Annotated in this window: 23 protein-coding genes; 15 read left to right on the top strand and 8 right to left on the bottom strand. The window is 61.4% G+C overall.

Annotated features, from left to right (window positions below; all coding sequences use genetic code 11):
- Positions 1–167: 167 nt before the first annotated feature.
- A complete protein-coding gene (locus FJD34_RS09400; protein ID WP_032862730.1) occupies positions 168–437 on the bottom strand; it encodes a hypothetical protein in 270 nt (89 codons plus the stop codon).
- Between the two features lie 254 nt (positions 438–691).
- On the opposite strand from FJD34_RS09400, the gene ssuD reads away from it, so the two are divergent.
- From ssuD to FJD34_RS09385, 3 genes are all read left to right on the top strand, one after another.
- The gene (gene ssuD / locus FJD34_RS09395) at positions 692–1,828 is read left to right on the top strand and encodes an FMNH2-dependent alkanesulfonate monooxygenase (RefSeq protein ID WP_032862731.1); all 1,137 of its coding nucleotides are present in this window, start codon (positions 692–694) and stop codon (positions 1,826–1,828) included.
- A 77-nt stretch (positions 1,829–1,905) separates the two neighbouring features.
- The gene (locus FJD34_RS09390) at positions 1,906–3,093 is read left to right on the top strand and encodes an acyl-CoA dehydrogenase family protein (protein ID WP_090291494.1); all 1,188 of its coding nucleotides are present in this window, start codon (positions 1,906–1,908) and stop codon (positions 3,091–3,093) included.
- A 9-nt stretch (positions 3,094–3,102) separates the two neighbouring features.
- Positions 3,103–4,206 carry a sigma-54 interaction domain-containing protein gene (locus FJD34_RS09385; protein WP_065942564.1) on the top strand — a complete coding sequence of 368 codons (1,104 nt, stop codon included), beginning with the start codon at positions 3,103–3,105 and terminating at the stop codon, positions 4,204–4,206.
- Here FJD34_RS09385 and FJD34_RS09380 read toward each other — a convergent pair.
- Positions 4,195–4,560 (bottom strand): antibiotic biosynthesis monooxygenase, encoded by a 366-nt coding sequence (locus FJD34_RS09380; protein WP_032862734.1) that lies wholly within the window; start codon positions 4,558–4,560, stop codon positions 4,195–4,197. The genes FJD34_RS09385 and FJD34_RS09380 overlap by 12 nt on opposite strands.
- A gap of 225 nt (positions 4,561–4,785) precedes the next feature.
- Between FJD34_RS09380 and FJD34_RS09375 the strand changes: the two genes are divergently transcribed.
- The 9 genes from FJD34_RS09375 (at position 4,786) to FJD34_RS09335 (ending at position 11,724) form a co-directional block, all read left to right on the top strand.
- Positions 4,786–5,241, top strand: coding sequence for a VOC family protein (locus FJD34_RS09375; protein ID WP_032862736.1), 456 nt, complete (start codon positions 4,786–4,788; stop codon positions 5,239–5,241).
- Between the two features lie 320 nt (positions 5,242–5,561).
- Entirely contained in the window at positions 5,562–6,773 is a 1,212-nt protein-coding gene (locus FJD34_RS09370; RefSeq protein WP_032862738.1) for a PepSY-associated TM helix domain-containing protein, read from the top strand.
- Positions 6,770–7,309 carry a hypothetical protein gene (locus FJD34_RS09365; RefSeq protein WP_032862740.1) on the top strand — a complete coding sequence of 180 codons (540 nt, stop codon included), beginning with the start codon at positions 6,770–6,772 and terminating at the stop codon, positions 7,307–7,309. The genes FJD34_RS09370 and FJD34_RS09365 overlap by 4 nt, the downstream gene beginning before the upstream one ends.
- Positions 7,306–7,635, top strand: coding sequence for a hypothetical protein (locus tag FJD34_RS09360; RefSeq protein ID WP_032862741.1), 330 nt, complete (start codon positions 7,306–7,308; stop codon positions 7,633–7,635). Before FJD34_RS09365 ends, FJD34_RS09360 begins: the two co-directional genes overlap by 4 nt.
- Positions 7,632–8,207: a DUF6162 family protein gene (locus FJD34_RS09355; protein WP_032862742.1), complete on the top strand. Its 576-nt coding sequence runs from the start codon at positions 7,632–7,634 to the stop codon at positions 8,205–8,207. Before FJD34_RS09360 ends, FJD34_RS09355 begins: the two co-directional genes overlap by 4 nt.
- Positions 8,208–8,241: 34 nt before the next feature.
- Positions 8,242–9,162 carry a metal ABC transporter substrate-binding protein gene (locus FJD34_RS09350; RefSeq protein ID WP_032862743.1) on the top strand — a complete coding sequence of 307 codons (921 nt, stop codon included), beginning with the start codon at positions 8,242–8,244 and terminating at the stop codon, positions 9,160–9,162.
- Entirely contained in the window at positions 9,159–9,905 is a 747-nt protein-coding gene (locus tag FJD34_RS09345; RefSeq protein ID WP_032862745.1) for a metal ABC transporter ATP-binding protein, read from the top strand. The genes FJD34_RS09350 and FJD34_RS09345 overlap by 4 nt, the downstream gene beginning before the upstream one ends.
- Positions 9,902–10,801, top strand: coding sequence for a metal ABC transporter permease (locus tag FJD34_RS09340; RefSeq protein WP_029300631.1), 900 nt, complete (start codon positions 9,902–9,904; stop codon positions 10,799–10,801). Before FJD34_RS09345 ends, FJD34_RS09340 begins: the two co-directional genes overlap by 4 nt.
- Positions 10,801–11,724, top strand: coding sequence for a metal ABC transporter solute-binding protein, Zn/Mn family (locus FJD34_RS09335; protein WP_090291496.1), 924 nt, complete (start codon positions 10,801–10,803; stop codon positions 11,722–11,724). Before FJD34_RS09340 ends, FJD34_RS09335 begins: the two co-directional genes overlap by 1 nt.
- 140 nt (positions 11,725–11,864) lie before the next feature.
- Here FJD34_RS09335 and FJD34_RS09330 read toward each other — a convergent pair whose 3' ends face one another.
- From FJD34_RS09330 to FJD34_RS09310, 5 genes are all read right to left on the bottom strand, one after another.
- Positions 11,865–12,089, bottom strand: a complete 225-nt coding sequence (locus tag FJD34_RS09330; protein ID WP_032862749.1) for an MbtH family protein — start codon at positions 12,087–12,089, stop codon at positions 11,865–11,867.
- Positions 12,090–12,168: 79 nt separating this feature from the next.
- The gene (locus FJD34_RS09325) at positions 12,169–13,581 is read right to left on the bottom strand and encodes an aspartate aminotransferase family protein (protein ID WP_032862751.1); all 1,413 of its coding nucleotides are present in this window, start codon (positions 13,579–13,581) and stop codon (positions 12,169–12,171) included.
- Positions 13,582–13,736: 155 nt separating this feature from the next.
- On the bottom strand, positions 13,737–14,510 hold the full coding sequence (locus FJD34_RS09320) for an N-acetylmuramoyl-L-alanine amidase (protein ID WP_090291499.1): 774 nt from the start codon (positions 14,508–14,510) through the stop codon (positions 13,737–13,739).
- Between the two features lie 122 nt (positions 14,511–14,632).
- Positions 14,633–15,955, bottom strand: coding sequence for an ATP-binding protein (locus tag FJD34_RS09315; protein WP_032862753.1), 1,323 nt, complete (start codon positions 15,953–15,955; stop codon positions 14,633–14,635).
- Positions 15,952–16,632 (bottom strand): response regulator, encoded by a 681-nt coding sequence (locus FJD34_RS09310; protein WP_032862754.1) that lies wholly within the window; start codon positions 16,630–16,632, stop codon positions 15,952–15,954. Before FJD34_RS09310 ends, FJD34_RS09315 begins: the two co-directional genes overlap by 4 nt.
- Before the next feature lie 171 nt (positions 16,633–16,803).
- Between FJD34_RS09310 and dsbD the strand changes: the two genes are divergently transcribed.
- From dsbD to dsbG, 3 genes are read left to right on the top strand one after another with little or no spacing between them, the layout of a single operon-like run.
- A complete protein-coding gene (gene dsbD, locus FJD34_RS09305) occupies positions 16,804–18,534 on the top strand; it encodes a protein-disulfide reductase DsbD (protein WP_090291501.1) in 1,731 nt (576 codons plus the stop codon).
- A complete protein-coding gene (locus FJD34_RS09300) occupies positions 18,534–19,403 on the top strand; it encodes a TlpA disulfide reductase family protein (RefSeq protein ID WP_032862756.1) in 870 nt (289 codons plus the stop codon). Before dsbD ends, FJD34_RS09300 begins: the two co-directional genes overlap by 1 nt.
- Positions 19,379–20,140, top strand: coding sequence for a thiol:disulfide interchange protein DsbG (dsbG, locus tag FJD34_RS09295; protein WP_032862757.1), 762 nt, complete (start codon positions 19,379–19,381; stop codon positions 20,138–20,140). The genes FJD34_RS09300 and dsbG overlap by 25 nt, the downstream gene beginning before the upstream one ends.
- Before the next feature lie 116 nt (positions 20,141–20,256).
- Here the strand turns inward: dsbG and FJD34_RS09290 are convergent, their stop codons facing one another.
- On the bottom strand, positions 20,257–22,974 hold the full coding sequence (locus FJD34_RS09290) for a hypothetical protein (RefSeq protein ID WP_090291504.1): 2,718 nt from the start codon (positions 22,972–22,974) through the stop codon (positions 20,257–20,259).
- Positions 22,975–23,032: the final 58 nt, after the last annotated feature.

Raw genomic sequence — 23,032 nt, 5'->3', positions numbered from 1 at the left:
CCAGTACAGAGATTGTCAGGTTAACCCGATCGGATGCCGTTAAAGAATTTAAAAGTGCGTAGGAACGCTCCTGAAATTGAGCTTAACAGGCTCGATGAAAAGGATGGAAAACAAAAAGCCCGAAGTACCTGCTCGGAACCTCGGGCCCTGGGACACCGCCAATCGTTTCAACTGGGACGGCCATGCAGCGTTACGCTGCGTTCGGCATTCATTTCACCTTGGCGATCAAAGCCAAAAGGTTTCTGTGGCTGGGCAGCCAGTTCGGCTTTCTTGTGTTGGTATTCGTCAAACGACAAACCACGGCGGTTAAGCCCCTCCATCGCCAACTGCCTGGTTTCCTCAGCGGTATACGGGCGCAGTTCGGGTCCAGGCTGAGCGGCACAACCGGCGAGGAAAGAGGCAATCAGCAACAAGGCAACAGAGAGTGAATGGTTCATGGCGAAGGTCCTGCGAATGGGCTGTCAAGGCAATGAACACAGGCTACTCCCAGCCCTTCGCAGGGAAAAATCATCCTCTGTGATAGTCGCTATCAGCCAATTCCACATATTCATTAAAGATATATAAATATAGAAATCAGTTCGTTTACGGAATAAAAGAGACGCTCTATAACAGTCCCCCAACGCCGCAACTGTTGCCCATACAACTGTTGATCCGGCAACACTCCCTGTTGAACACCGCTCAAGGACTTGTCATGGATGTTTTCTGGTTTCTTCCGACCCATGGCGACGGCCATTTCCTCGGTACCACCCAAGGCGCCCGCCCAGTCACCCTCAACTACCTGAAACAAGTGGCCCAGGCCGCCGACAACCTCGGCTACCACGGCGTACTGATTCCCACAGGCCGCTCCTGCGAAGACTCCTGGGTCATTGCCTCGGCGCTGGTGCCCTTGACCGAGCGCCTGCGCTACCTAGTGGCAATCCGCCCGGGGATCATCTCGCCCACCGTGTCCGCGCGCATGGCCGCCACCCTCGACCGCCTGTCCAACGGCCGCCTGCTGATCAACGTGGTGACCGGCGGCGACCCCGATGAAAACCGCGGTGACGGCAGCTTCCTCGACCACAGCGAACGTTATGAGGTGACCGATGAGTTCCTCAAGATCTGGCGCCGGGTATTGCAGGGCGAATCTGTCGACTTTGAAGGCAAACACCTGAAGGTGCAAAACGCCAAGGCCCTCTATCCGCCGGTCCAGAAGCCCTACCCGCCGCTGTACTTCGGTGGGTCATCCGATGCCGCCCATGACCTCGCCGCCGAGCAGGTGGACGTGTACCTGACCTGGGGCGAACCACCGGCAGCTGTCGCGGAAAAACTCGCCGATGTGCGCGAGCGCGCAGCCCGCCATGGCCGTACCGTCAAGTTCGGGATCCGCCTGCATGTGATCGTGCGCGAAACCGAAGACGAGGCCTGGAAAGCAGCCGCCAGGTTGATCGAGCACATCAGCGACGACACCATCGCCGCCGCGCAAAAATCCTTCTCGCGCTTTGACTCCGAAGGCCAGCGCCGCATGGCTGCCCTGCACGATGGGCGGCGCGACAACCTGGAAATCGCCCCCAACCTATGGGCCGGCGTCGGCCTGGTGCGCGGAGGTGCTGGCACTGCATTGGTGGGCAACCCGCAGCAAGTGGCCGAGCGGATCAAGGAGTACGCCGACCTCGGTATCGAGAGCTTCATTTTTTCCGGCTACCCGCACCTGGAAGAAGCCTATCGCTTTGCCGAACTGGTGTTCCCGTTGCTGCCGGAACCCTACGCCAGCCTTGCCGGACGTGGCGTCACCAACCTCACCGGGCCGTTCGGCGAAATGATTGCCAACGATGTACTGCCAAAACGCTGATATCAACTTTATGTGGGAGCTGGCTTGCCGCTCCCACAGTGATTGCGTCAGGCATTAGGTTTTTTGAGGAGCTCCGCGTGACAGCCAAACCCCATAGCGTCCTGCCAACCCCCTTGCAGACCGCCAAGCTGCTGGCCGCCGAATTCGCCCTCAGCGCCGTGGAGCGTGACGAGCGCGGCGGTACGCCCAAGACTGAGCGCGACGCCCTGCGCCACAGTGGCCTGCTGGCCCTGAGCATTCCCACCCAGTACGGCGGCCTTGGCGCACGCTGGAGCGAAACCCTGGAAATCGTGCGCGAGTTCGCCAAAGTCGACAGTTCCATCGCCCACGTCTTCGGCTTCCATCATCTGATGTTGGCCACCGTGCGCCTGTTTTCCCGCCCGGAGCAATGGCAGCCCTGGTTCGAACAGACCGCCCGCAAGCACTGGTTCTGGGGCAATGCCCTGAACCCGCTGGACACGCGCACGGTGGTCAAGGATTTCGGCGGCTGGCGTGAGTTTTCCGGTAAAAAGAGCTTCTGCTCCGGCGCCAGCGACTCGCAGATGCTGATCGCCTCGGCCGTCGATGAAAGCGCCGGCGGCAAGCTGCTGATCGCCGCCATTCCCAGCGGGCGCAGTGGCATTACCGTGCATAACGATTGGAACAGTATCGGCCAGCGCCAGACCGACAGTGGCAGCGCCAGCTTTGAACGCGTCCGGGTCGAAGAGTCAGAGCTGTTGCTCGACCCCGGCCCCCTTAGCACGCCGTTCGCCTGCCTGCGTCCATTGATTGCCCAACTGACATTCACCCATATGTTCCTCGGCATTGCCGAAGGCGCGTTTGAGGAGGCGCGCAACTACACCCTCGCCGAAACCCGGCCCTGGCATAAATCCAGCGTCCAGGATGTGCGTCAGGACCCTTATGTGCTCAACCACTACGGCGAGTTCTGGGTCGCGCTGGAAGGCGTGCGCCTGCTGGTACAACGGGCCGCCGAGTTGCTGGACCAGGCCTGGGCCAAGGGCCCTGCCTTGAGTGAAGACGAGCGCGGGCAACTGGCGATTGCCATCGCCACGGCCAAGGTCGCCGCCACCCGCAACGGCCTGGAGCTGTGCAGCCGCCTGTTTGAAGTCACCGGCGCCCGCTCCACCCACGCCTCGCTGCGCCTGGACCGCCACTGGCGCAACCTGCGCACCCAAAGCCTGCACGATCCGGTGGACTACAAACTCCACGAACTGGGTGACTGGGCCTTGAACCAGTCCCTGCCGACGCCAACGTTCTATTCCTAAGAGGTGCCCATGCAGCTTTTGACCCTACCGCCCTCGCCCGCCCTCGCCACGTCGATTCGCGCCACCGCGCAAGTCTTCGAGGACCCGAAATCCCAGGCCCTGCTCGCGCATATCCAGCAAGTGGCGCCCAGCGAAGCCAGCGTGCTGATCATCGGCGAAACCGGCACTGGTAAAGAGCTGGTGGCCCGCCACATCCACAACCTCAGCGCCCGGCGCAACCGGCCCTTCGTGGCGGTGAACTGCGGGGCGTTTTCCGAATCGCTGGTGGAGGCAGAGTTGTTCGGTCATGAAAAAGGCGCGTTCACCGGCGCCCTCAGTGCCAAGGCCGGCTGGTTCGAAGAGGCCGACGGCGGCACCTTGTTCCTCGATGAGATCGGTGATCTGCCCATGGCCATCCAGGTCAAGCTGCTGCGCGTCCTGCAAGAGCGCGAAGTGGTGCGCCTGGGGTCACGCAAGAGCATTCCCATTGACGTGCGGGTACTGGCGGCGACCAATGTACAACTGGAAAAAGCCATCAACGCCGGGCATTTCCGTGAAGACCTGTATTACCGCCTGGACGTGGTCAGCCTGGAACTGAGCCCCTTGCGCGAACGCCCCGGCGATATCCTGCCCCTGACCCGGCACTTTATCGACGCCTACAGCCAGCGCCTGGGCTACGGCCCCATCACCATCAGCCCCGAGGCCGAGCAAAGGCTCAAGGGTTACAGTTGGCCGGGCAATATTCGTGAACTGGAAAACGTCATTCACCACACCCTGCTGATTTGCCGCAATGGCGTAATCGAGCGCGATGACCTGCGCCTGTCGAACATGCGCATCGAGCGCCAGGACGACAGCCAGCACTGCATCGACAACAGCGCAGAAGCCTTGTTGGAGCGCGCCTTCCAGAAGCTGTTCGACGAACAGGCCGGCGCCTTGCATGAAAAAGTCGAGGACGCGTTGCTGCGCGCCGCCTACCGCTTCAGCCACTACAACCAGGTACATACCGCCAACCTGCTGGGCCTGAGCCGCAATGTCACGCGTACGCGCCTGATCAAGATCGGTGAACTGGCGGTGAACAAGCGCCGCCCTGGGGGAAACCTGCAAGGTGAACGCATGCTGCATCTATCTATATAGGTTGCACGCCAAGGCGTTGTCCTGGCTGCGCTCGATACTGCGCAGCACCTGGAATGAGCCAAAGGTCACGGCCGTGGCCTGATGGGCACGAATCAATGTCCAAAAATCCTCGCCCTCACGCTCCAGGCACTTGAACGCCGTATCGCCATCTTCGCGGGTCTGCCACTGCAGGTAGTTGAGCACCCGCCGCCCATCTTCGCTGACCTGCACACTGGCGCTCAGAAACCCCTCATGGCCTTGGGCCAGGCGCTCGGTCTGCTCAGACAGCGCCAACACCAGCGCGGACTGCTGCCGGGGCTCGATCTGAAACTCGATCATTTGGGTAAAACCATGACTTTTCGCTGATACCTGCATGACCAATCCCCTCTCTCTGTAGGTGCAATCGTGCGATCCGATGCCACGCAGGGTAAAACCTCTAGTTAAGTCAAGGTCAAGCCTCTGTTGTGCAAATATTCAGGGGGCAGCGCTCACGCCAAGCCAAACATGACAGTCGTCGGGTGCCCAGAGGCCACGAAAGACCTGGCCTATAGTGAACAGACCGGAAAAACCGGCCCCCTGTACAACCTCAAGGAGAACGAAATGAGCGTCAAACCCATTCCCGAGGGCTATCACAGCATCACGCCCTACCTGGGTATCGATAAGGCGGCTGAAGCGATCGAGTTTTATAAAAAAGCCTTCGGTGCCATTCAAATCATGCGCCTGGACATGCCGGACGGTAAGGTTGGCCATGCCGAGCTGCGCATTGGTGATTCGCCAATCATGCTGGCCTCACCCTGCGATGAAATGGCCTTCGGCAGTCCTGGCAGCCATCCCACCAGCGTTGGCCTGCACCTTTATGTGACAGACGTGGACGCGCAGTACAAACAAGCCATCGCAGCCGGCGCCACGGTAATTTCCGAACCCAAGGATCAGTTCTACGGCGACCGCTCCGGGACGTTGAAGGATCCGTTCGGGCATGTGTGGTTCCTCGCCACCCATATAGAAGAATTGACCGAGGAACAGATTCGCCAGCGCGCCAAGGATCTGTTCCCATAGCCGCTATACGTTGCAACATGAGAACCCGATCACATGTAGGAGCCGGCTTGCCGGCGAAAAACCCGAGAACAACGCGGGGCATCAGGCATGCCCCCGTTATCGTTGACGATTATCGCTGGCAAGCCAGCGCCTACAGTTTGGTGCACGTCAGGCAGAACTACCGGCAAATGCACATCTGAAACATTTACTTTCATTTTCGCCTTAGGGTTTTGCGATTCTCATCCGTCTTAACTTAGATACAGCCCGTCGCGTAAGCAAAAGCTACGACTGGGCCTTTCCCGGGCCTTCTCTGCCCCCTCCCGATCAAGACCCCCATAGACATGTCGAAGAAGTCACGCTCCAAACTCTGGTTTCTCGTCCACAGCTGGCTGGCATTGCCCATCTGGTTCTTTGTGCTGATCGTCTGCGTCACTGGGACCCTGGCGGTGGTCAGCCAGGAAATCGTCTGGCTGGCCAACCCGGATATCCGTGCCGACAAGCCCGCTGATGACACCGAGCTATTGAGCTATGACCAGATCATCAAGGCGATGAACCGCGCCGAACCGGACCTGATCGTCACCGACCTGATCCGTCACGACGAGTCCCACTTTGCACTGATGGCCCGGGTCACCTACCCCGACGGGCGCGCCGTGACGGTCTACGTCAACCCCTACACCGGAGTGATCCAGGGCATCAGCCCATCGTTCAACTTCGAGCAGTTCACCCGCGCCTTGCATGGGTGGTGGCTGGTGCCCTTCACCAATGGCTACAGCTGGGGCTGGTATCTGGTGTCGTTTCTCGGCTTGCCGATGCTGGCGTCGCTGGTCACGGGCCTGGTGGTCTACAAACGTTTCTGGAAAGGCTTTTTCAAACCCACCCTGCGTTTCAAGCATGGCGCGCGGATCTTCTGGGGCGACTTTCATCGCCTGAGCGGGATCTGGTCGATCTGGTTTATCGCCGTCATCTCCATTACCGGCACCTGGTTCCTGATCGAAGCGACACTGTCGGATAACCAGATCACTATTTCCACAGCGCCAATTGTGCCGGTGATCAGCCGGGACAAGGTGCCGATGTCTGACCCTGGCGTACCGGCCCCCATGATGCCCATCGACGAAGCGATTCGTATTGCCACCGAGCGTATTCCCGGGCTGGAAACCACCTTCATCACCCTGCCAAGTACCGCCTACAGCCACCTGAGCATTGGTGGACGTGGCTGGTACCCGCTGATGTTCCAGACCGCCGAGATCAACCCCTACAACGGTGAAATCGCCTCCTCGCACCTGCTGTCAGACCGCTCGGCCCTGGAGTTCGTCACCGAGTCCATGCGCCCACTGCACACCGGCGACTTTGGCGGCCTGTGGATCAAGCTGATCTGGGCGTTTTTCGGCCTGTTGCTGAGCATGATGGTCCTCAGCGGGCTGTTGATCTGGAGCAAACGCACCGCGCTGGCGACGCTGCATGCTTTCAAACGCAACAACAAGGCACAACGCCAGGCCGAGCACTCTCAAGCCACGCCAGCCCTGCAGACTGAAACCCCGGAGGGCATACGATGAACAAGGCCACTACCGTGCAACCACCCTCGCCGCTGCGGGCCTTTTGGCACAAATGGCGTTTTCATATCAATGTCCTGCTGTTGCTGGTGCCTCTGGGCTTCATGCCCAAATACTTTGCCGATGCCGCACTGTTTCGCGGCGACAGCGGCCTGGGCGAACGTGAAGTGGGCGAGGTGCAGGTCGGCCCGTGGAGCCTGACACTGGCCGAACTGCGCAACGAAGCCCCGCGCCCGGACCCGGCAGGCCCGATGAAATCCTTCAATGCCGCGCTGTGCAAAGAGTGCGTCAAGCAGGTCAAGGCCACTTACCTGCGTATCGGCAAACCCCGTAGCCTGCGCGCCGCCGGGGTGATTTTCTTCGGCACCCCATACCGCATGGGCGCCGCCCTGCCGGTTCCTGAACGCACATCGCCCGACGCCGAACTGTGGATCACCATGGAAGGCTGGGACGGCAGCATGCAACAGGCCTCCATTCCCTTGAGCCAGGCTTCGCCTGCCACCGTCGCCTGGTTGACCCAGCAAGGAGTTAAACCATGACTTTGATTCGCCTGACACGCGCCTGCGCCGTGCTGATCCTCTGCGCCGGCGCAAGCACCCAAGCCCTGGCCCACAACCCGATGTGCGAATGCAAGGAAATCCCCGGCGAGCAGATCCAGTGCACCGGCGGTTTCTCCGACGGCAGCGGCGCGCCCGGCGTGACCCTGGATGTGATCGGCTACGACGAGACCATCCTGGTCCCCGGTAAGCTGGGCGCAGACTCTACGTTGACCTTCAAGAAACCTTCCGCCGAGTTCTATGTGCTGTTTGACGCAGGTCCCGGTCACGTTGTCGAGATCGACCAAGCGGATATCCAGGCCCAATGAGCAGCGTAACCCCAGGCACCACCCAGGTCGTCCGGCCTGCCGGCGCCGGCCACGAAACCCTCTATGTCCTGCTGCTGTGCCTGATCATCCTGGCCGTCGCCGGCACGGTGGTGTCCCTGCACGGTGAAACCCAGGCAGTCGAGGCGGTGTCCAGCCACCAGTTGGACGCCCGTCGCGACTTGAGCGCCGCCGAGCAAGGCATCTATGCCGACCTGCGGGTGACCCTGGATGAAATCCAGTTGCTCCAGCAGGAGCAGAGCGCCCTGCCAACGCCCGCGCAACTGGCCGAAGAAGGCTTCGCGCCGTTCGCCCAGGACGCCAGTTCGGTCAGCCGTGGCGACCACCGCTGGCAGTTGCTGGCGCCTTCGGCGTACCTGGGCTTGAGCCAGGCCAACAAAACCAGCGGTTCGCTGCTGATGCGCGTGAGCGGTGCCGAGCCGGATATCTGGCTCAACCGCAGCGCCAACCTGGCCGCCCCGACCGACCTTAGCGACCAGGGGCTGATCGCCGCTGGCTGGCAGCAGGTCGTTGCGCAATTCGACGCTGGTGTCACCCGCCAGCATCGCCACTGAATTCACGCTGTTTCCGAGAGAAGATCGATTGCCCATGTCTATGTCATCTCCCTTGCTCCGCCTGCTGCTGGTGGGCCTGTTCAGCGTCTTGCTGACACCCCTGGCCAATGCCGAGGCGGCCAAGCGCCTGCGTATCGGTATCACCCTGCACCCCTACTACAGCTATGTAGCCAATATCGTCGGCGACAAGGCCGAGGTGGTGCCGCTGATTCCGGCCGGCTTCAACCCCCATGCCTACGAGCCGCGCGCCGAAGATATCAAGCGCATCGGCAGCCTGGACGTGATTGTGCTCAATGGCGTCGGCCATGATGACTTCGCCGACCGCATGATCGCCACCAGCGAGCGCCCGGACATCCCGGTGATCGAGGCCAACGCCAACGTGCCGCTGCTGGCCGCCACCGGCAATGCGGCCCGTGGCGCTGGCAAAGTGGTCAACCCGCACACCTTCCTGTCCATCAGCGCATCCATTGCCCAGGTCAACAACATCGCCCGGGAGCTGGGTAAGCTCGACCCGGACAACGCCAAGACCTACACCCAGAACGCCCGTGCCTATGGCAAGCGCCTGCGCCAGATGCGCGCCGATGCCCTGGCCAAGCTCACCAGCGCGCCCAACGCCGACCTGCGCGTGGCCACGGTGCACGCCGCCTACGACTACCTGCTGCGCGAGTTCGGCCTGGAAGTGACCGCCGTGGTGGAACCGGCCCATGGCATCGAGCCAAGCCCGAGCCAACTGAAGAAGACCATCGACCAACTGCGCGAACTGGACGTGAAGGTGATCTTCTCGGAGATGGACTTCCCGTCCTCTTACGTTGACACCATCCAGCGTGAGTCGGGGGTCAAGCTGTACCCTCTGTCGCATATTTCCTACGGTGAATACAGCGCCGAGAAGTACGAAGTGGAAATGACCGGCAACCTTAATACCGTGGTCCGGGCCATCCAGGAGTCGGGGGCATGACGGCGGCTGAACACCTGAATGTGGCCAGCATCGGCCCGACGATCGAATTCGACAACGTCTCGCTGACCCTGGGCCGTACCGCGATCCTCGACAACGTGAGTTTCCAGGTGCAACCGGGCAGTATCCACGCCCTGGTCGGCCCCAATGGTGGCGGTAAGAGTTCGTTGATCAAGACCCTGCTGGGGCAGACCCCGCACCAGGGCCAACTGAGCCTGCACTGGCCCGGCGCCACAGGCACCATCGGCTACGTACCCCAGGCCCTGGAGTTCGACCGCGGCTTGCCGATGACCGTCGACGACTTCATGGCCGCCATGTGCCAGCGACGCCCGGCATTTCTTGGGCTGTCCCGGCATTACGCCGGCGCGATTGGCGAGGCACTGGAGCGCGTGGGCATGCAAGACAAGCGCAAACGCCGCATGGGAGCGCTGTCCGGCGGCGAGCGCCAGCGTGTGTTGCTGGCCCAGGGCTTGATCCCGGCGCCGCAACTGCTGGTCCTCGATGAACCGATGTCGGCCCTCGACGAAGCCGGGATCCAGGTATTCGAACGCCTGCTGAGCGACTGGCGCCAGGCCGGGATCACCGTGCTGTGGATCGAACACGACCTGGAGGCCGTCGGTCGCCTGGCCGACCGCGTCACCGGCCTGAACCGCCGCGTGCTGTTCGACGCCACGCCCAAGCAAGCACTGACCCCGGAGCGCCTGCTGACGCTGTTTTCCACCCATCCACGGAGCACAGCCCAATGAGCTACGAAGCCTTTCGCTTGATGGTCCAGGGCTGGGCTTCATCCGGCTATCTGCCGGAAGCCCTGGCCTATGGGTTTGTGGTCAACGCCCTGCTCGCCGGCCTGCTGATCGGCCCGGTGCTGGGTGGCCTGGGCACGCTGGTGGTGGTCAAGCGCTTTGCGTTCTTCTCCGAAGCCGTCGGCCACGCCGCACTCACCGGCGTGGCCGTGGGCATTCTGCTGGGGGAACCCTACACCGGGCCTTATGGCAGCCTGTTCGGTTACTGCCTGTTGTTCGGCATCCTGCTCAACTACCTGCGCAACCGCACCGGCCTGGCCCCCGATACGCTGATCGGCGTGTTCCTCTCGGTGTCCCTGGCGCTGGGCGCGAGCCTGCTGCTGATCCTCGCGGGCAAGATCAACGTGCACATTCTGGAAAACGTGCTGTTTGGTTCGGTGCTGACCGTCAACGGCAATGACCTGCTGGTGCTGGCGATTGTCGGCTCACTGGTGATGGCCCTGGCGCTGCCGCTGTACAACCGCATCATGCTCGCCAGCTTCAACCCACAACTGGCCGCCGTGCGTGGTGTGGCCGTGAAGACCCTGGACTACCTGTTCGTGATCCTCGTGACCCTGATCACCGTGGCGGCAGTCAAGGTCATCGGGGCGATCCTGGTGGGTGCCCTGCTGGTGATTCCCGCCGCTGCGGCGCGCCTGTTGAGCCAGTCGCTCAAAGGTTTCTTCTGGATCTCGGTGGTGATTGCCACGGTCAGCACCCTGTGCGGGATTCTGCTGCCGATCATCTTCGACCTGCCCATCCCGTCCGGTGCCGCGATCATCCTGGTCGCCGGCATCGCCTTCGCCCTGGCCGCCATTGCGCGCGGCACGGTCCCCAGCCTGAAAGGGAATCTCGGATAATGCGCCCTGTTCTACGCCCCCTGGCCCTGGCCATCGCTTGCCTGATCAGCCCTGCGCTGCTGACAGCCGCCCCTGCCAAACCACTGCCGGCCGCCGCCCAATCGGCCAAACCGGTCAAGGTCCTGGCGGCCTTGCCCGTCACCTACGGCCTGGCCGAAACCCTGCTCAAAGGTACCCAGGTCACGCTTGAACGCGCGGCACCGGCCAACCTGCCGGGCTCGCGCCAGACTTCGTACTTTACTGGGCGTGGCGCACCGGCCTTGCACACCCTGGCGCTGGACGCCGATGCCGCGATCGGCCTGCGCTCGCTGTGGCCGGATGACCCGCTGTACCCGGTAGCCCGACGCAGCAATATCCGTATTGTCGAAGTGGACGCCGCGCGCCCGGTAGACGGCGGTTTGCCGGGCGTGGCCCTGCAACCGGGCACCGTCGATGGTCTCAACAGCCAGCCGTGGCAATCGAGCAACAACCTGGGGCGCATGGCCGATGTGATGGCTGCCGACCTGAGCCGCCTGGCGCCTAGCGCCAAGGCACAAATCGACAGCAACCTGGCCAGCCTCAAGCAACGCCTGCTCAAGCTCACTGCCGACAGCGAGGCACGCCTGGCCCAGGCCGATAACCTGAGCGTGGTCAGCCTGAGCGATCATTTTGCTTATCTGGTGAGTGGCTTGAACCTGGAGTTGCTCAGCACCGACCCACGGCCGGATACCGAATGGTCCGCCGAGGCGTTGCAAACACTGACGGCCAGCCTGAAGGACAACGACGTGGCACTAGTGCTGCACCATCGTCAACCGGCTGAGGCGGTGAAAGCCGCCATCAGCGCGGGGGGATCGACGCTGCTGGTGCTGAGCACCGACGGCGCAGACCCGGTGGCGGAGTTGGAAGGGAATGTGGATCAGGTGATCAAGGCATTGGCGCCCTGAAAGCAACGCAATACCTATGTGTGTGTGTGTGCGAGCTTATGTGGGAGCGGGCTTGCCCGCGATGACGGTGTATCAGTCAATTAATGTATCGACTGACACTCAGCCATCGCGGGCAAGCCCGCTCCCACATTTGTTTGCGTTCAGCCAGCAACTACCTGCGCATCCATCTTCTGGCGCAGACTCAGCGGGCGCATATCAGTCCACACTTCTTCGATGTAGGCCAGGCACTCTTTCTTCATCCCGCTTTTACCCACGGTGCGCCAGCCTTCTGGTACAGCCTTGTAGTCGGGCCAGATGGAATACTGTTCTTCATGGTTGACCACTACCTGGAACAGGATGTCTTCGCGGTCAAATACTGAGGTCATTGCGGTTCTCCGTCACTTAGAGGCTGCCACGCACTGCGCGTGGCTGATGTATGTAGGAACGTATAGCGGTGCAGGAAAATTAGAGGCTGGCCACTGCCGCCGCCAACGCCCGCCCGAAGATCTCTGCTACCCGGTCGATTTCTGCGGCGGTGATGACCAAAGGGGGCAGGAAACGCACCACACTGCCATGACGCCCGCCCAATTCCAGGATCAACCCGCGCTTGAGGCATTCGCGCTGTACCAGCGGCGCCAATTGCCGATGGACCGGCGGGTGGCCCTGGACGTCGGGCGTGCCGCTCGGGTTGACCAACTCCACCCCGAGCATCAGACCGCGTCCGCGAATATCCCCCAGGTGCGGGAAGTCCCGTTGCAGAATGCGCAGGTGTTCGGCCAGGCGCTCCCCCATGGCCGCCGCGTGATCGGCAACCTTGTGTTCCTTGAGATAGCGCATCACTGCCGAACCCGCCGCCATGGCCATCTGATTGCCACGGAAGGTGCCGGCATGGGCGCCCGGCAACCAGGTGTCGAGCCACTCGCGGTACACCACTACTGCCAGCGGTAAACTGCCGCCAATGGCTTTGGACAACACCACCACATCCGGAACAATGCCGGCATGTTCAAAGGCAAACATCTTGCCGGTGCGACCGAAACCGCTCTGGATCTCATCGACAATCAGCGCCACGCCCGCCTGCTCGGTAATCCGCCGCAGGCCGCGCAGCCAGTCGAGGTCGGCCGGAATCACGCCGCCCTCGCCCTGCACCACTTCGACGATCACCGCCGCCGGCAGCAACACGCCCGCCTCCGGGTCATTGAGCAGGTTTTCCAGGTAATGCAGGTTGACCTTGACCCCTTCTGCCCCCCCCAGGCCGAACGGGCAGCGGTAGTCATAGGGGAATGGCAAAAATTGCACGCCATTGGCCAGCAAGGCGCCCAACGGCTTTTTCGGCCCCAGGCTGCCCATCAGGCTCAACGCGCCCTGGCTCATGCCGTGATAGCCGCCCTGGAACGATAACACCGTGCTACGCCCTGTAGCGGTACGCACCAGTTTCAGCGCGGCTTCCACCGCATCGGTGCCGGTGGGGCCGCAAAACTGGATCTTCGCTTCCCGGGCCAGCTCCGTCGGCAACAGGCCGAACAGGTCTTGCACAAACTGATCCTTGACCGGCGTGGTCAAGTCCAGGGTATGCAGGGGCAACTCGTCCAGCAGCACCTGCTGGATCGCCTCGATCACCACCGGGTGGTTATGCCCCAGCGCCAATGTACCGGCCCCGGCCAGACAGTCGATAAAGCTGCGGCCTTCAACGTCCTCGACATAAATACCCTTGGCCCGCTTGAGCGCCAGGGGGATGCGCCGGGGGTAGCTGCGCGCATTAGATTCCTGCTGGCGCTGGCGGGCCAGCAGCGGTGATTCATCGAACTGGTAAAGCATTTCTGCTGGAGTCGGGCTGGCCGACGCCAGCGAATCCTCAATGCGACTGGTAGCGACTGACATCTCAAGATCCCTCAATACGCTGATGATGGTGACCAAACTGCCAACCCGTTGACGTCTGGCCCCCAAAGGGCGTGCGCACGGATTTCCTGTTCTGGAAACGCTTCAGCGGCGCGAGGATTTACACCCGGCTCGATGAAAAACCGGCAAATGACCGGTCACTCGCCGGCACTGGTGTACTTTTCATTCAGCGCATAAAGAATCGCGCAGGTCTCGATATCCAGTTGCCCACGATAATCGGTGGGCCGAAAGTGCATCTGGAAGGCACGCACCCGCTGCTGGAACGCCTGGCGGTTTTTCGCCGGAGCATAACCGTAGCGCTGGAAGGCCCGCTCGACCTCCACCTCCTGCGGCAAGCCCATGCGAAAACGCCGCACAAAGGCATTCTTGGCGGCCTCATCGAACCAGGCGCCGAGACCCGCCGCGAACAAGGCGGGCCAGGGCAACTGTGGCCCAGGGTCACTTTTGCGCCAGAACGCAACATCCGAATGGCCGACGATATCAGTAGCGCCTATCTGCGGATGACGGGTGCAAATGTCGTGAAGCAGCGCGATCAACACCTCGACTTGCTCCGGATCATAGGGCGGGAAGGTAAAGACACCAGCATCCTCACGGGCCAGGTTGACGATCTCGATGCCGATGGAATGGCTGTTGACGTTATCGCGCCCCGCCCAATGACTGGCTCCCGCATGCCAGGCACGCTGGCGTTCATCCACCAACTGGAACACCCTCAACTCGTCGTAGCCGGCGTCCCGATAACCCGCCTCACGGGGGTCGGGCAACAGGTAATGGGCACTGACACCCTGCTGGGTCAGGGTGCGCAGGGAGGAGGCAAAGGGCGCGGCGGTGTAATGCACCACCAACTGGCGCACGGCTTCGCCATTGCGCTGATTAAAGTCTTTGGCGGGGTAAGTGGAGTCGATGACCAACATAGGTGCTGTCCTTTTCAATACAGGCTGAGTCATTCAGCCGGCAAACCTGCAAACACAAAAATTAACGCCATCCTGAAGCGTCGGGCCTGAGGATGGCGGTAGTTATGTGTATGCAGGAAGGATCAACGCCGTAACGGCATGCCCAGGTCGACCCGCAGGCCATCAGCCTGGCTGTCGAAAGTCAAAGAACAGGAACAACGCTGGACAATCGCCTGCACGATGGCCAGGCCCAGGCCACACCCGCCGCTGTTGCCATTGCGCCAGAAACGCTGGGTCAGGTGTTGCAGGTCTTCACTGGAGATCGGCGCACCGTGGTCACGCACGCGGAACACCACTTGATTGCCCAGGGTGAACACGCTCAATTCCACCCGCGTATCGTGCGGGGTGTGGCGCAGGGCGTTATCCAGCAGATTGCGCAAGGCGGCAACCGCCAGGCCCACGGGCATTTCCACCGGGTCCTGGGGCAGGTTGTCCGGCAGGATCAGGTCGATCCGCCGATTATCCCCAGCGTTGGCGTCCTGGATCGCCAGGCGTGCCACTTGTTCGGCACTGGACTGCAAGCCGTCATCAAACGACAGGCTACCTTCGACCCGCGCCAGCAGCAGCAGTTGCTCAAGGGTGCGATGCAGGCGGTCGGCGCCCTCCTCGGCATGGGCCAGGGATTGATCGCGGGCAGCACCGTCGGTCATGCGCGCCACTTGCAGATGGGTCTTGATCGCCGTGAGCGGGCTACGCAATTCGTGGGCCGCATCACCGGTCAGGCGACGCTCACGCTCGATGGTCTTGGCGATGCGTTGCAGCAGCTGGTTCTGGGTGTCGAGCAGCGGTTTGAGTTCGCTGGGCAACGGATGAATCTGCAACGGTTCAAGGGAATCAGCACTGCGGCGCATCAAGGCATCGCGCATGCGATTGAGCGGCACCAGGCTCTGGCCGATCCCCAGCCACAACAGGCACAGGCAGCCCAGCAGGGCCACGCCCACCGGCACCGAAGCCGCCAGCAGGATCGACATGTTCAGCGCCTCGCGCTCCACCTGGCGGTCTGCCGTGGTGATGAACAAATCGCCCCGCGCCAGGGTAAAACTGCGCCAGGCAGCACCGTCAATGATCTGGTCGCGAAAGCCGCTTTGCCGGGACTCCAGCCCCTGGTCCGGGGTGGTGTGACTGCGGGCGAGGATTTCACCGCGCAACGAACTGACCTGGCACGCCATGCCGCCCGGTACATTCAGTTGTTCGGCGCCAAAGCGCTTGCCCTCGCCCACGCTCGCCAGGCCCGGCATCTGTTCCATCAGCCCGGCCACCATGCGCGCCGACGCCACCAGCCGCTGGTCCAGGGAAAACATCATCTGGTTACGCAGGTCGTTGAGCATCCAGGCCGCCGCCAGCACCCAGATCAGCACAAAAGCGGCGCCCAGCTTGAAGGTCAGGCGCAGGCGCAGGCTCGTCACGAGGCGTCCTCTCCGGCGTCCGCCGGGCCCAGGCGGTAACCCAGGCCGCGCACCGTTTCGACGATGCCATTGCCCAACTTGCGACGCAGGTGGTGGATGTGCACGTTCAGGGCATTGCTTTCCAGCTCATCGTTGAAACCATAGACGCTGTCCTTGAGTTGCTCACTGGACAGCACCCGGCCACGGTTGTGCAGCAGTGCCTGCAACAGGGCTTGCTCGCGACGGGACAGGTCTACCGGTTTGCCGCCCAACAAGGTTTCGCGGCTGCTGGGGCTGTAGGTCAAGCGGCCATGCTCGATCAGGTCGACGCTGCGTCCGGCCACCCGGCGCAACAGGGTTTGCAGGCGGGCGGCCAACTCGCGCAGGTCAAAGGGCTTGAGCAAGTAATCGTCGGCGCCGGCTTGCAGGCCGTCGACCCGGTTGGTCACCGAATCCCGGGCAGTGAGGATCAACACCGGGATTTCCAGGCCCGCACTGCGCTGCTGCTGCAGCAGTTTGAGGCCGTCTTCATCCGGCAGGCCGAGGTCCAGCACCATGATGTCGAACTGCGCCGCCTTGAGCATCGCCCGGGCGGCTGCGGCCGTGCCCACGCGCTCGACCGTAAAGCCCTGGGCGCCGAGGCCGGCAACAATGCCACTGGCAATCAGGTCATCGTCTTCACAGACCAGTACGTGCATGGTGAACCCTGTGCAAAAAGGTTGATTTAAAGGAGGACGGATTAAGTACGCATTATGCCGTGAAAAGATGCGCGCCCCGATAATCCCTACACTCTAGAATAGCCCGGTTAATCATCGGTTAATCAGCACCACACATTGTGTGCCCCACTTGCATCGAACTAAGGCTTGACCATGCGGCATCTGTTTATCTTCCTGCTGATAGTGTTCACCGGATTGGCCCAGGCCACGCCTGGCAGCAATCCTTTCGAGACCAAAGCCCAATTCCTTCCGGTGGGCAAAGCCTTCACCTTTACCTCTGAGCGCCTGGCTTCGGGTGAAACCCAACTGTATTGGCAGATTGCCGATGGTTATTACCTGTACCAGCAACGCATGAAGTTCGACGGCCTGGCCCAGCAGCCGGTGCTGCCGCAGGGCGAAGCCCATAGCGACGAGTTCTTTGGCGAGCAACAAGTGTACCGCCAGGGCCTGGAAGTGAAGCTGCCAGCCGGCGCCACCGGCCAGGTCAAGCTGGGCTGGCAGGGCTGCGCCGATGCCGGCCTGTGCTACCCACCGCAATCGCTCACCGTTGACCTGGGCGGCAACCCGGCGGTTGCCGCCACCGCCGAGGCCCAGGATGAGAGCCTGGCCAGCGGCCTGCAACAACGCAGCCTGGGCTGGAGCCTGCTGGTGTTTTTCGGCCTCGGCCTGTTGCTGGCATTTGCCCCTTGTTCGCTGCCGATGCTGCCGATCCTCGCCGGCCTGGTGGTAGGCAGCGGTGCCAGCCCACGCCGTGGTTTTGCCATGGCCACCAGCTATGTGGTGTGCATGGCGCTGGTGTATGCCGCGCTCGGCGTGCTGGCCGCGCTGGCGGGCAGCAACCTGGCTGCACTGCTGCAAACGCCGTGGATCCTCGGCAGCTTCGCCGCGCTGTTTGTGATCCTGGCCCTGCCGATGTTCGGTTTCTTCGAGCTGCAATTGCCGGCCTTCCTGCGCGACCGCCTAGACAACGCCACTCGCCAGCAAAGCGGTGGCAGCCTGCTCGGCGCCGGTGTGCTCGGGGCCTTGTCCGGCCTGTTGGTGGGCCCGTGCATGACCGCGCCCCTGGCCGGCGCCCTGCTGTACATCGCGCAAAGCGGTAATGCCCTGCACGGCGGCCTGATCCTGTTTGCCATGGGCATCGGTATCGGTGTGCCATTGCTGCTGTTGGTGACCGTGGGCAATCGCTTCCTGCCCAAGCCTGGCAACTGGATGAATGTGCTCAAGGGCGTCTTCGGCTTCCTGTTCCTTGCGACCGCCGTGTTGATGATTCGCCCGGTGGTCGACGAAAGCCTGTGGCTTGGCCTGTGGGGCGTGCTGGCCCTGGTCATGGCTTACTGCGGCTGGAGCCTGGCCCGCGAATACGGGCTGGTCGCCAAGGTACTGGGCGCAGGTTCCCTGGTCCTGGGGCTGTGGGGTGCCATTCTGGTCATCGGTGCCGCCGGTGGCAGCGATGATCTGTGGCAGCCGCTCAAGGTCTTCGGCGGCTCGCAAGTCGCCAACGCACCGACGGCCCATGATGCCTTCACCACGATCAACGACCCGTTGGCCCTGCAAGCCCAGCTCGACAGCGCCAAGGCCCAGGGCCAATGGGTGCTGCTGGACTACTACGCCGACTGGTGTGTGTCGTGCAAGATCATGGAAAAACAGGTATTCGGCAAACCCGAAGTGATGGATGCACTGAAGAACGTGCGCCTGTTGCGCCTGGACGTCACTGCCGACAACGCCGCCAGCCGTGAACTGCTGGGCCGCTACAAAGTCCCCGGCCCACCGAGCTTCGTATGGATTGGCCCCGACGGTGAAGAGCGCCGCGCCCAACGCATCACCGGCGAAGTGAATGCGCAAGCCTTCCTGCAACGCTGGACCCAGACCCGGGATGCACTCTGATGCTGACCTTGACCATCGGCACCTTCGCCATCGCCTTGAACCACCTGCTGCTGATCAGTGCGCTGATCCTCGCCACACTGGTGGGTTGGCGCGTGGCCAAGCGCGGCGGCGAGAACCCGGAGTCAGTGCTGTTCAGCCTGTTCCTGCTGGGCATGCTCAGTGCGCGGATCAGCTTTGTGCTGATGTATTGGGCCTATTACCGTGACGATCCACTGCAAATCGTCGACCTGCGCGACGGCGGTTTTCTCGCCTGGCCTGGCGTCATTGCCCTGCTGCTTGGCGCCGTCCTGTGGGGCTGGCGTCGCCCGGCCCTGCGCAAGCCGTTGAGTGCAGGCGTGATCACCGGCCTGGCTTTCTGGGCACTGGCCAGTTTGTCCCTGAACATCTTCGAGCGAGGCACGCGCCTGCCGGACATCGCCTTGCGCAATGCCGATGGCGAAACCGTGCAACTGGCCGACTACCAGGGCGGCCCGTTGGTGATCAACCTGTGGGCCACCTGGTGCCCGCCGTGCCGACGAGAAATGCCGGTGCTGGAAAACGCCCAGAAACAACGGCCTGATGTGACCTTCCTGTTCGTCAACCAGGCCGAAAGCATGCAAAGCGTCAGCACCTACCTGGCGACCCAGGGCCTGAACCTGGACAACGTCCTGTTCGACGCCAGCGGCCGCCTCGGCCAGGCCGTGGGCTCCATGGCCTTGCCCACCACGCTGTTCTACCAAGCCGACGGTCGCCTGATCAACAGCCACCTCGGCGAACTGTCCCAGGCCAGCCTGGCCCGCGCCATGGAATCTTTCGACCCCACGGACTCGACCGCCGCCCAGCCGGCCACAACAAGGAAAACCCTATGCCCCGCCTCCGCCACCTGCTAACCCTGCTGCCCCTGACCCTGGCAGCGACCCTCGCCCATGCCGAAGAATGGCCGGCGCCGATCAAACAGATCGAAGCCAAGGGCGCCAAGATCATCGGCAGCTTCGACGCACCGGGTGGGCTCAAGGGCTATGCCGCGCAGTACCAGAACCGTGGCATGGCCCTGTACCTGACCGCCGACGGCCAGCACGTGCTCGCCGGCAATCTGTACGACGCCAAAGGCAATGACCTGAGCACCGCGCCCCTGGAAAAACTGGTCTACGCGCCGATGGCCAAGGAAATCTGGGCCAAGATGGAACAGAGCAGTTGGATCCAGGATGGCGATAAAAATGCGCCACGTACCGTGTACCTGTTCAGCGACCCCAATTGCCCGTACTGCAACATGTTCTGGGAACAGGCGCGGCCTTGGGTAAAAGCGGGCAAGGTGCAGTTGCGGCACATCATGGTCGGGATCATTCGCGAGGACAGCCCGGGCAAATCGGCGGCGCTGCTGGCAAGCCAAGACACAGCCAAGGCCCTGCAAGAACATGAGTCGGCGGGTAAAGCCAGCAAGCTCAAGGCGCTGGCCAAGATCCCTGCCGAGATCCAGGCCAAGCTCGATGCCAATATGAAGTTGATGGAAGAGTTGGAGTTGTCGGCCACGCCGGCGATTTTCTATCTGGATGACAAGGGGCAATTGCAGCAACAGCAAGGGGCGCCATCGCCGGATAAGTTGGGGAAAATCCTCGGTCCCAAATAAAAATCAGCACATCACTGATACAGACAGCAAGTGCGCCCGCCGCAGCCGGCGCACTTTATTACTTACGCAAACCTTTAAAATTTTATTTGCGCATACGCCAACTTATTTGCTTGAGACTACGTATTAGCACGTTCCCCCCTATGCCATATAGTTAATGAATCAATAGAGCCATGCTGGGTGCTCAACACGCTAACATGAGTGATAGTTCCTCCAACGGGTGCTTCAAACTCAACCCATGTTCCTGAATGCACAACACGCTGCCCCAACGGCTTATTCTGCTGATCATAGGCAATAAATGTAACGCTATGCGTGCCGATATTTGAATAACCAAACCTGACTCTTGTGCACTTCCATTTAAAACGCATATAAGCCAGTTGCGGACCACTTCCACCGCCACAAAATACAGCCAATGATCTACCGCCGACCATACCTGGCACATTCTCCCCAGCAGTTCTAACATCATGAATACTGATCGTCGAGGTCGAGGTACTTGGCAAGTCAAGCACGACTAGCCATGTATCAACGCGGCTTCCTGGAGGTAAAAACTCCTGATTAGGATAAGAGTCAAAGTTATCCGAATCATTTATTGTCGACAGACGAACCACCAGAGCCAAAGTCGGTAACACAACGGCGTCCCTCTCCTGATCACTGCCATCCGTCGTCACCTTGCAGGTAAAGGTCAAAGTACTTCCGTCCATCAACATATCGAGTTCAGCTCGCTGCAAGGTGCCCTTCAACCCTACACTCACCTCCCCTGCCACCACCGCTTTCCCTACATAGACACTGAGGATACGTGGGCCTCCATTTGCCCCTGTCCCGACACCCCGCAACCATACCTTCTGACCTGGCAAGATGAACCACCAAGGCTCTACGGTGATACTCGCGTTCCCTGCAAAGGTGCTCAAATCCAGAATATTGTTGGTAGCCTGTGGCACCACAGGCGTTGGCAAACGTACCGGCACACTGATTTGCAAAGGCAAGGTCCTGGAAGACGCCAGCTTGCAAGCGCTGGTAACGGTGTAATGAATCAGCACCGTTTTGCCCGCGCCATAAATCACTGCTTCACGAGGTATGGCGAAATCGACATAGCCTGGATCGCTGTTACCCGTCTTGGGCTCCAGCGGCAGGCTCGCGCCATCCTGGCGGAGCCACTGCACATTGATCGTGTGATCGGGGCTGATGCGCTCGTACTCAACCCGTACGGTTACACCATCCCGGCCGTTCCAGATCGTCAGTTGCTCGCCCACAGCTTCACGCACTGTCGGGGCATCAAGGTCCAGATCCTCCTGCACGACATGCAGTACCAACGGTGGAAACGCCTTGGCACTGGCTTTATCGGACTGGCCGTTGAAATTCACCGCGAAATGCACTTCAACGTCACGGCAATCCGCCAGTTTCTGCAACTCATCACGCGGTAGTGGCGTGTTGACGCCACTGGCCAGCCACTCCTCGGTTACCGGCTCACCTTCCAGCACTTCAAAACTGTAGGCGCTGCCACTCTCCAAGACTCCCGTCACCCACAGCCAGCAGGCTTGATCCAAAGCAATATAAGGCCACGCACTCTCCGTCGCGGTGGCATCACCGGCAAAGGTATTGAGGTCCAGCGTGCTGCCCGTGGCCTGTTCCACCGCAGGCGTGGGCAGGCCACTGAGGTCAAGTACCTTCACCACCCGTGCCGGCGATGGCCAGGGCCCGGTGCCGTTGTAGTACACCTGATATTCCAGGGTAATCGGCAACCCAAAGTTGGCACTGATAGGCGAAGGTGGCACCAGGAACACAAGGCTGCTTTCACCTTCTTGCACAGTGCGGCATTCCAGCGCCGGCGATCCTGCGCCAGCCGTACCGGTGAAGGAGGGACACACAATATCCCCGGCGTGCATGCCCTCGTAGGCAATCACAATATGCGCCCCGTCCACCGTATTCAGCGGGTTGACCAGCCAGCCATCCGTGCCGCAATCCACCGACTCCTTGAGATGGGGCGGCGGCAGTTCCAGTGCTGGATCCACCCGCAACAACGTGGTGGTCCGCAGGTGAAAGTCCTGGGCGTTGAGTGGCAAAGGGTTTTCATGCACCAGGTCATCCGGGTTTGGCAGTACCGGTGCTGAACCGTCCCAAATCACGCCCATGTGGGTGGTCAGGGCCGAGTAATCCTGGCGGCGCGCCAGCCAGCCGCGGGCGAGCCTGAACTCGAACACATGTTCCGGATTGGCCTCTTCGGCCTGCACAACATGGTCAAACGCCACCCAGGTGAACGCATATGGCACCTGATGCTGGTCACCGGCCACGGTCACAAACAACCGCTGCCCAGCCTGGATCATCGGCCAGGCCTTGATGCGGATGATCTCATCACCCTCAAACTCGTACATGTTCAGCCACAGGGTGTTCCATTCCAGCCGCGCATGAGCAAATACCGGCAGCGACTCCCGAAGGTCCGTTTCGCGGATGTCCTGGATCTCCAGCTCCAGCACCAGCGACTGCTTGAGCTGCCCCCCCACCATCGCGGTATACCAGATCAAAACGGTATGCCCAATACAGGTACTGACCCACTGCCACGGAATGTGGATGTCGATACTGCCGCTAGTACTGCCCGGCTGCACAATGGGCTTAAACACAGGCTTGTCCTGGTCCTTGATGGCCCAATACAGGGTGATGGGTGTCGCGCCCATGCCCGAAAAAGCGATGGTCGCGGCAGTACCGTCAATGGCATCGATAGGGTACAAAATGCTGTTATTGGTGGCGTACTGGATCTGCGGATAGGGTAACTCGACAGCGATTTCGGCAAGTGGCTGGGTAGTCACCGATTGCGAACTATTGGCGGTAGTTTTTTTAACCATGAGAAGACCTCCTGTCCTGGGAAAGATAACCCGCGGGCCTGAGTGACAGGCCCTGAAT

The sequence above is a fragment of the Pseudomonas brenneri genome, from assembly GCF_007858285.1.
In the GTDB taxonomy this organism is placed as follows: Bacteria; Pseudomonadota; Gammaproteobacteria; order Pseudomonadales; family Pseudomonadaceae; genus Aquipseudomonas; species Aquipseudomonas brenneri.
Note: the sequence above shows the minus strand (reverse complement) of the source record. Positions and strands in the feature narration are given on the sequence as shown.